Annotated in this window: 7 protein-coding genes; 4 read left to right on the top strand and 3 right to left on the bottom strand. The window is 53.1% G+C overall.

Annotated features, from left to right (window positions below):
- The first annotated feature begins 117 nt into the window (after window positions 1-117).
- The 4 genes from QZN75_RS09865 (at window position 118) to QZN75_RS09850 (ending at window position 4,237) form a co-directional block, all read left to right on the top strand.
- Entirely contained in the window at window positions 118-1,371 is a 1,254-nt protein-coding gene (locus tag QZN75_RS09865) for a DsrE family protein (protein ID WP_292428113.1), read from the top strand.
- Window positions 1,372-1,514: 143 nt separating this feature from the next.
- The gene (locus QZN75_RS09860; protein ID WP_292428110.1) at window positions 1,515-1,913 is read left to right on the top strand and encodes a hypothetical protein; all 399 of its coding nucleotides are present in this window, start codon (window positions 1,515-1,517) and stop codon (window positions 1,911-1,913) included.
- 82 nt (window positions 1,914-1,995) lie between these two features.
- Window positions 1,996-3,852 (top strand): molybdopterin biosynthesis protein, encoded by a 1,857-nt coding sequence (locus tag QZN75_RS09855; protein WP_292428106.1) that lies wholly within the window; start codon window positions 1,996-1,998, stop codon window positions 3,850-3,852.
- A 214-nt stretch (window positions 3,853-4,066) separates the two neighbouring features.
- Window positions 4,067-4,237, top strand: a complete 171-nt coding sequence (locus QZN75_RS09850; protein ID WP_292428103.1) for a hypothetical protein — start codon at window positions 4,067-4,069, stop codon at window positions 4,235-4,237.
- A gap of 558 nt (window positions 4,238-4,795) precedes the next feature.
- Here the strand turns inward: QZN75_RS09850 and QZN75_RS09845 are convergent.
- The 3 genes from QZN75_RS09845 to fdhF all read right to left on the bottom strand — a co-directional run.
- Window positions 4,796-5,227 carry a hypothetical protein gene (locus QZN75_RS09845; RefSeq protein ID WP_292428102.1) on the bottom strand — a complete coding sequence of 144 codons (432 nt, stop codon included), beginning with the start codon at window positions 5,225-5,227 and terminating at the stop codon, window positions 4,796-4,798.
- Between the two features lie 87 nt (window positions 5,228-5,314).
- Window positions 5,315-6,568, bottom strand: coding sequence for a Coenzyme F420 hydrogenase/dehydrogenase, beta subunit C-terminal domain (locus tag QZN75_RS09840; protein WP_292428099.1), 1,254 nt, complete (start codon window positions 6,566-6,568; stop codon window positions 5,315-5,317).
- A 2-nt stretch (window positions 6,569-6,570) separates the two neighbouring features.
- Window positions 6,571-8,313 (bottom strand): formate dehydrogenase subunit alpha (gene fdhF / locus QZN75_RS09835; protein ID WP_292428096.1); only part of this gene is annotated, 1,743 nt, incomplete at its 5' end.

Here is an 8,313-nt window from a genome sequence, read left to right as displayed (position 1 = left end):
CCATAGAATCATTAAATGAAAAACTTTAATATAGTTAAATGAAGCTAATCAACATTTGCAATACAGATCTTGTGAACAAGACAACAATCCGCTTACAATCGTTAAGCCCGGCTGATCATGACCTCGCATTTTTTTTTCCTTTCAGACCCCGTTACGAGCGAGCGACTCTCGTGGTTCGAAGAGTCGCTTAAGTTCTACTTTATCCAGATCTACCCTGAATCTCTGATATACCGGGCAACAACCAAACACCCGGTATTCACATTCTTCCTAACCGGAGATGCACTCGCGAGCCTTGAGAATCCGGAGACCCAGCAGATCTGGTCTGTGATCCTCTCCCTTTCCGCGGTCAGGATCATCTGCGACCGGCAGGAACTGGACCTCCGCGGGATCTCGATCGAACAGCTCAAGATGAAAAACCCCAACCAAATTATTGACCAGAACGGTCTTGCGTCACATAACCAGCCGTCATTCTGGAACGATGTGGTAATGCTGATCCGGCAGCAGAAAAGGCCACCACACGCGTCGGACTCGATAGGCTGGTTCCAGATCGAGTCCCCGTACATGCACCGGTCAGCATGGTACGGGCTGAAGTTCCTTTCGTCTGCACTGGAAAGCCGGTTCTCAGTCGAATTGTACGCTTATCTCGACGGCATCCACATGGGGCATATTGGACAGAGCCCGATAGAATCGGAGAATATCGGTCGGGGCCTTGAGGATCTCTACGATCTGGCGGGAAAACAGGGCCTCACATGCCAGATCCTTGCTTGCAACCACTGTGCCACCGCACGGGGCTACAGCACCTGGGATGATGGGAAGGGTGTGATCATCTCCACCTGTGCCATCAAACCGTTCAAGATCCGGGACCTGAACGCCATGGTTGACCGGTTCGAACACAGTCACATCATTCTCTCGGAAAATGCTGGATCCATCGAGTTCCCGTGGAAGGGGTCTGCTCCCTCATATGACCGGTCAGAGCAGAACAGCAACTCCCCGCCGATTACGATCCTCATCACAAAAAGCCCGTACAGCACGGAGCACGCATATGGGGCGATCGCTTTTGCAGTCGCATGCGCACACCAAGGGATCCTCACGCGGGTGATCTTTCTGGAGGATGGGATTTATGCGCTGAAGGGGGACACGAAGGTCTGTCCGGACTCCGTCGGGTTTAATATCCAGGACTATATAAACGTGGCAGCCGGCAACGAAAACCTCCACCTATTTGCTCTCACCCCTTCGTTCCAGAAACGGGGAACGACTAAAAACAAGAACCTGAAGGCCGTGCTGGATATTGGCTACCCGGGCCTCGCAAAAATCCTGTTTTACCTACCGGGGAATGTGCTGATGGATCACCAGCGTCTGTTGATATTTTAGGAACGTCTGGGGGATGTGATGCAAAGAAGATTAACCAATTCCTTAACAGGCGGTACGATAACTGCGATTGATTAACCATGGGTATTTATTAGTCCGCCATTTGTAATTCTTTTTGAGTGCTTATGGGTTCCAGTTCAGACATTATGCATGATTTTGTGGTAAAGGAAATAAGGAATATTTACTCCAGTTATGACGGCTGGAAGATCACCTCCCATTCACTGGAGAACGGATATGATACGCTTGTTTCTATGGAACGGCGTATGGGTGGACACCGGGAATCCGTGAAAGTTCTTGTTACATTAAGTAAATCGATCCCCTCGCCTCTCCCGGAAGAGCTCACCCGTGCCGACCGGGCTGCAGACGGGACTGTGACCCGTCATGATTATGCTGTTATGGTCCCGGCCAATGCAGATGTATCAGCAGTACCGGCCGGGGTCCGCATTTACACCATGAAATCCTTTGCGTTTGAGGGAAAAGAGCTTGTCTGGGTAAAAAAGCCGGTCCAGAAAAGTAAAAGCGAACCGACAAAATTGCCGGCATAACCTCCTTACTTTTTTTGTTGGAGAAGCGTGATTATATGATGCCCGGCCTGTCTTCCTGGGGCGTTGTAACGGGGGAATCAACATGGTGAAACGCTATCTTAACGTCAAACCGCTTAACGAGGTACAGGTCATCGTTTCCCGGTCTTTTAGTTTCATACCGTCAATCGAGCGGGTAGCGATCGAACAGAGCGTGGGACGCGTAACAGCCTCACCCGTGATCGCACGGTACTCGGTGCCCGAGATCCATCTTGCCGCGATGGATGGGATTGCGGTAAAAAGTGCAGACACAGCCGGAGCAGATGAGCAGCACCCAGTGACGCTCGCCCGGGTGGCCCGGGTCAACACCGGCAATATCGTTCCTCCCGAGTATGACGCGGTGATCATGATCGAGGATGTCTGGGTGGAAAACGAGCAGTACGTCATCAGAAAGGGCGTCCCACCCTGGCAGCATATTCGCCCTGCCGGTGAAGATATAGGGGAATCCGAGATGGTGCTTGCCTCCAGACACACGATCCGGCCGCATGAGATCGGGGCGCTTGCCGCATACGGGATTACTGACGTGAATGTGCTCAGCGTAAGGGTGGGTCTCATCCCAACCGGCAGCGAACTGGTCGAACACCATACCCGTCCCGCCCCGGGCCAGATCGTGGAGAGCAACACGCTGATGGCCGCTGCCGTGCTGACTGCAGCCGGCGCTCATTGTACCCGTTACTCTATCGTTAAGGATGAGCCAGGACTCATCCGCAATGCCATAGAAAACGCGCTCAAAGAGAACGAGATCGTAATCGTCTCTGCCGGTTCCTCCGCAGGAACGCGGGACTACACCGCTGATGTAATCGCAGAGCTTGGCGAGGTGCTCGTTCATGGTATTGCGATAAAGCCCGGCAAACCGGCAATCATCGGGCGCGTGGGAGGAAAACCGGTGATCGGCATGCCGGGGTACCCTCTCTCAGCGCTCACTATCCTGCGGGAGATTGTCCTCCCGCTGCTCGGGCACTATGGCATTACCCTCACAGTCCCGAAAACCCTTGCGGGGCAGCTTACGACAACGCTCCACAAGGACATCGGCACCGAGGAATTTGTTCTCTGTGCCGCCGGCATGGTGGGCAGGCGCTGGGTACTTTCCCCGCTCTCGCGGGGGGCAAGCGTGCAGATGAGTGCGGTCCGGGCAAATGCCTATATCACCATCCCCCCCGGAGTCGAGGGTATGGAGAAGGGCGAGCCGGTTAATGCAACGCTCATGGTGCCCCGGGCCGATGCCATGCAGTCACTCCTTGTTACCGGCAGTCACGACCCGGTTCTCGACTACCTTGCAGATCTTCTCCGGTACCGGAACGTGGATCTCCACTCGACAAACGTGGGAAGCATGGGCGGCATCATCGCACTGATGAACGATGAGTGCCACGCAGCGCCCATGCACCTGCTGGCGAAGGACGGGAGTTTCAATGTACCGTACTTGGAAAAGCACATGCCCGGACAGGAGATCGTGCTTGTCTGCGTAGCAGAACGTCAGCAGGGGGTGATCTCGCGGGACGGTTTCGAGTTTACCGATCTCAAGCACCACACCTACGTCAACCGGCAGAAAGGCGCGGGTACGCGGATACTGCTTGACTTCGAACTCCAGAAACGGGGCATTGACCCGCTGGACATCCGGGGATATGACCGGGAAGTAACCACGCATCTTGCCGTTGCACTTGCAGTAAAATCCGGAGAGGCCGATGCAGGTATGGGGGTCTTTTCAGCAGCACAGGCCCTCCATCTTCGTTTTGTCCCGGTGGCAACTGAACGATACGAACTTGCCATCCGCACCTCGCATATGGCAGACTCCCGGGTAAAAGCACTTGTGGAAACGATAGAATCACCGGAGTTCAAAGCCGTGCTCAAACAACTGGGAGGTTATGATACCCGGGAGACCGGTGTGCAGCGCACTCTGCCTTAAACGAAGTATACGAGAAAGACAGCTCCGCATTCTGGAACACAGTCTCTTTAAAAAAAGAAAATGTTTTTTGGTACCGTTCAGTTTAGCAATGTGATGCGTTTTTTAACTAGTCCGGCTGCATTTTTGCCAGAATCCTGCGCGTAATCTTGGGGTGCAACGACGATACCCGTAAAATAATAAAATGTATTAATGAAAAGACTAAAAGAAAATAATCATGGCTGAAAAACCAAAGTGTGAACACTGTGGAAAGGATGCTATCGGGTTCCAATCAATGGAGGGCGGTTTCGAATATGTCTGCCAGGACCATGCTGATAGCCTTCTTCTTGCACTCAAACCCGGCGAAAAAAAATCTTACGGTGTTTGTTATCTTGAACGATACTCCTGATACATAATCATTTCTCCTGATAATGATGGAGGCAGCTTCCCTGCGGTCTGAAATATTTTTTACCGACAGAAACCGTCCTGTTTGCCTTATCATGAACCCTCCTTTAGGATGAGCCCATTACCCCCTGCTATGAACTGCTGATCCTTTTTTCACGGTCCGGGGGGTTTATTACCCGAAACCTGTGTTTCATCCTCAAGTTCTTTGGTCAGACCTGTAAGATCAAAAAGATGTATCTGTGAAAAGACTTCAAGAGAAAATAACGATGGTGGAATAACCAAAGTGTGAACGCTGTGAGAAGGATGCAATCGGGATCCAGTCATTCGGGTACTGTTTTGCCTATTTCTGCCAGGACCATGCCGACAGCCTCCTTCTCGCGCTCAAACCTGGTGAAAAGCAGGCGTATGATTATTGTTATTTCGAACGATTCGATACAACCGATCACTAATATTTCCCTGATAAATACAGATGCCAGCCATGTTCAGGCTACGTGATCAGAATCCAGGAAGCAACAGCCCAAAAAAAAGAAAAACTATTCCCGGGTATTCGGGAACTCACACATTATGCGGTGGCTTTCCGTACTGCGGCAACCGGTACTTCCGCGACCTTCCGCACCGGTCTCTTCTTCCAGACCAGTGCTCCCTTATCGATGGCAAACGAGTGCATGGGGTAGACCCGTACACCTGCCGGTATCTGTAAGACATCGGCATTTTGGGGGGCAATGATGGCATACTCGTGCCGGGACGGCAGGCCGTACCCGGAGACACCGGAGACTTTGAGGTCATCAAGTACATCCGGCGTGACTACGGAATTGTAGGACACAAGAACCTTTGCGGTCTCTTTTGCGCCTTCGTGCATCCGTTCCAGAAGAACCGTCATCTCGTCATTGCCCTGTATTTTTTCCTCACGGATATTCCAGCCATCAACACTGGAATAGACGCGATGGAGATCCTGCAGGGCAAATTTCTGCATATTGCTCGTAAGAATTCCCATCCTTTTCACCCTTACAACTACAGTACGACTCCAAAAAACACCTTTCAAACCTTGCCCTGAACCAGAACGTAACCTCTAAAAAAGAGATTAGTTCTTTGGCACCGGGTTGAACACGTTCTCGTAGATCATGTCGCTACCGGTGTTTTTAAGCCGGGCCCGTTCCTGTTTTTCCTCAACATAGGCCATGAGCGGCAGTTCCATGTTGACACCCGGGACATGGCCAAACATCTTTTCAAGTTCGACCTGCTGGGCGTGCATGAAGAGCGCGTTCGGGATCTCCGCAGGGCAGAGTTCCTCGCACTGGCCGCAGTTCACGCAGGAATCCGCGATATGAGCATACCGGATCAGGTGGAACATGAAGCTGGGCGGAAGTTCCCCGGGCTTCACATATGCCGGGTTCTTTGTGGTGCAGTCGACGCAGTAGCAGATCGGGCAGGCAAGGATACAGGAGTAACACTTGATGCACCTTGAGGTCTCGGTCATGATCTTTTTTAACCGGTCTTTTCCCTCGCCAAGGCCCTCAAAATCCTTCTTGCGCCATTTCTCGCCGAGCTTGAGCATCGCGCCCTCGACTTTCCCACGGATCTCAAGACCCTTCGGGTTGGCCGGTTCGGTTGCGATGATACCCTTCTTCACAGCACCGTCGAGAAGGTTTGCACCCTTCTCGCTGCACACTTCAACAAAGGTTGCCTTACCAGCCTTGTCGCCAATGACACCCCAGTTCCCGCAGGCAAGGTCTGCTTGGCGGGGCACCTTCATCTTGCAGCGGCGGCAGTTGGTCCGTCGGCCGTAGCCGGCCTCTTCAAGTTCATCCATGGAGATGCCCTTGTGGCCCCCTTCGTATTCGATGATGAACTGACCTTTGTCGATCTCTTCTTTGTGGACTGTGTCCGGGTCAACGCCGAACTTCTCGGTAATCATCTTTCGGGCACGGACCGGGCTGACCGACCCCCCGCAGTTGACACCGATCATGATAATGTTGTCGAGATTGATCTGCTTACGCTTGGCCAGTTCATAGAATGCCATCGCATCGCAGCCCTTGACCGTGACTCCGATCTTCATGTTCGCGGCACCGTCAAAGTAATTCTTGATGAGTTTGGGCATGAGGAGCGTGCCGCAGTGGAGCGACCCGGCAGTCTTTGCCAGTTCCTTGGGGTCGGAGATCAGCACCGGCTGGGCATCGTACAGATCAGTTCCCTTGGTGATGACGAGGACTGCGTCAACGGCCTTGGACTCGAGCGCGAATTTCCAGAGACCGGTGACCGCACCGCCGAGTTCTGCGTGTTTTTTGATCTCGGCATCATTGGTCCACGCGTAGAGCATATCGCCTTTCTTTGCCATGTTCAGGCCTCCTTGATCTTCTCGATTTTACAAGCACATGCCTTGAACTCCGGTATTGATGCAACGGGGTCAAGTGCGTTGTGGGTAAGCAGGTTTGCAGCACATTCTATATAGTGGAACGGTATGAAGACGACACCCTTCTTGATGGTCTTAATCACGCGGGCACCGATCTTGATCTCTCCCCTGCGGGAGATTGCCATGACCATCTCCTTGTCCTTAATACCCATCTCCTTTGCGTCCTCGGGATTGATCTCAATCCAGCCCGTGGGCTCCTCGCGCTCGAGATCAACAGAGCGTCGGGTCATCGAGCCGGTGTGCCACTGCCAGATGCAGCGGCCGGTGGTGAGGAGGAGCGGGTACTCCTTGTCCGGAACTTCTGCCGGGGGTTTCCACTCGATCGGGGTAAAGATACCAAGACCGTCCGGGTGGGAAAATCTCTCCTTATGGAGGATGGGTGTACCCGGGTGCTCCTTTGTCGGACAGGGCCAGTGGAGTGCTTCAGGCTTTTCGAGGCGTGCATAGTCCATGCCTGCATATGAGGGGGTAACCTTTGCGATCTCCGTGAAGATCTCTTCTGCGTTCTTGTACGGGAACTGCTTCTCGTATCCCATGTACTTTGCGAGCTCGCTGATGATCAGCCAGTCCACCTTGGCCTCGCCGGGCGGGTCCTGGGCCTTTCTCCATTTCTGGACACGGCGTTCGGTTGAGGTCTGGGTACCATCCTTTTCGGCATAGCAGGTTGCCGGAAGAACTACATCTGCAAGTTGTGCTGTCTCGGTCAGGAAGATATCCTGCACGACAATAAACTCGGCATTCTTAAGCCCTTTCTCCACGTGGTGGAGGTCCGGGTCAGAGAGCATCGGGTTCTCACCCATGATATACAGGCACTTGACTTTGCCGGGCTCATCAGCAAGAACATTGATCAGCTTGGTAACCGTCAGACCGACTTTGCCCTCGGCTATCTCGCAGCCCCATGCGGTTTCCATCTTCTTCTTCATGTCGGGAACAAGCACTGACTGGTACCCGGAGTATACATTTGCGAGGGCTCCCATGTCGCAGGCACCCTGCACGTTGTTCTGGCCACGCAGTGCGCAGATGCCCGTGCCGGGTCTTCCGAGGTTGCCGGTCAGCATCTGGATATTTGCAACTGACTTGACGTTGTCGACACCGGTGGTGTGCTGGGTAATACCCATTGAGTAGAGGATTGCAGACTGGCCGGATTTGCCAAACCACTCTGCCGCAGTAATGATGTCCTTTGCGGGAATACCAGTGATCTTCGAGACGTTCTCGGGGCTGTATGCATCTTTCATCACAACCTCTTTGACCTTCTCGAAATCCTTGGTCCTCTTTGCGATAAACTCCTTGTTCTCCCAGCCGTTCTTGAGGATCAACTGCATGAAGCAGTTCAGTAATGCCACATCAGTACCGGAGTAGAACTGCAGGTGCAGGTCGGCAATCTTCCCCGTCGGCGTGAGCCGCGGGTCAGCGTAGATGATCTTTGCACCATTCTTCTTTGCCTGCATAATGCGGCGCCCGATCAGCGGGTGCTGCTCGAACGTATTGGTGCCGATAACAAGGAGGCACTTTGATTCGGCAATGTCTGCAATTGACTGGGTCATTGCACCGGATCCAAACGCTCCGGCGAGCCCGACGACCGTTGAAGCGTGGCAGAGCCGGGCGCAGTGGTCAATATTGGGTGTCTTTAAAACAGCACGGGCGAACTTCTGCATCAGGTAGTTCTCTTC

Source organism: Methanoregula sp. (genome assembly GCF_003170075.1).
In the GTDB taxonomy this organism is placed as follows: Archaea; Halobacteriota; Methanomicrobia; order Methanomicrobiales; family Methanospirillaceae; genus Methanoregula.
The sequence above is the reverse complement of the archived record's forward strand: the minus strand, read 5'-3'. Positions and strand labels throughout refer to the sequence as shown.

What these genes read in the sequence shown, in the direction of transcription:
- QZN75_RS09865 (WP_292428113.1), top strand. Translation starts at nt 118, where the DNA reads ATGACCTCGCATTTTTTTTTCCTTTCAGACCCCGTTACGAGCGAGCGA.
- QZN75_RS09860 (WP_292428110.1), top strand. Translation starts at nt 1,515, where the DNA reads ATGCATGATTTTGTGGTAAAGGAAATAAGGAATATTTACTCCAGTTAT.
- QZN75_RS09855 (WP_292428106.1), top strand. Translation starts at nt 1,996, where the DNA reads ATGGTGAAACGCTATCTTAACGTCAAACCGCTTAACGAGGTACAGGTC.
- QZN75_RS09850 (WP_292428103.1), top strand. Translation starts at nt 4,067, where the DNA reads ATGGCTGAAAAACCAAAGTGTGAACACTGTGGAAAGGATGCTATCGGG.
- QZN75_RS09845 (WP_292428102.1), bottom strand. Translation starts at nt 5,227, where the DNA reads ATGGGAATTCTTACGAGCAATATGCAGAAATTTGCCCTGCAGGATCTC.
- QZN75_RS09840 (WP_292428099.1), bottom strand. Translation starts at nt 6,568, where the DNA reads ATGGCAAAGAAAGGCGATATGCTCTACGCGTGGACCAATGATGCCGAG.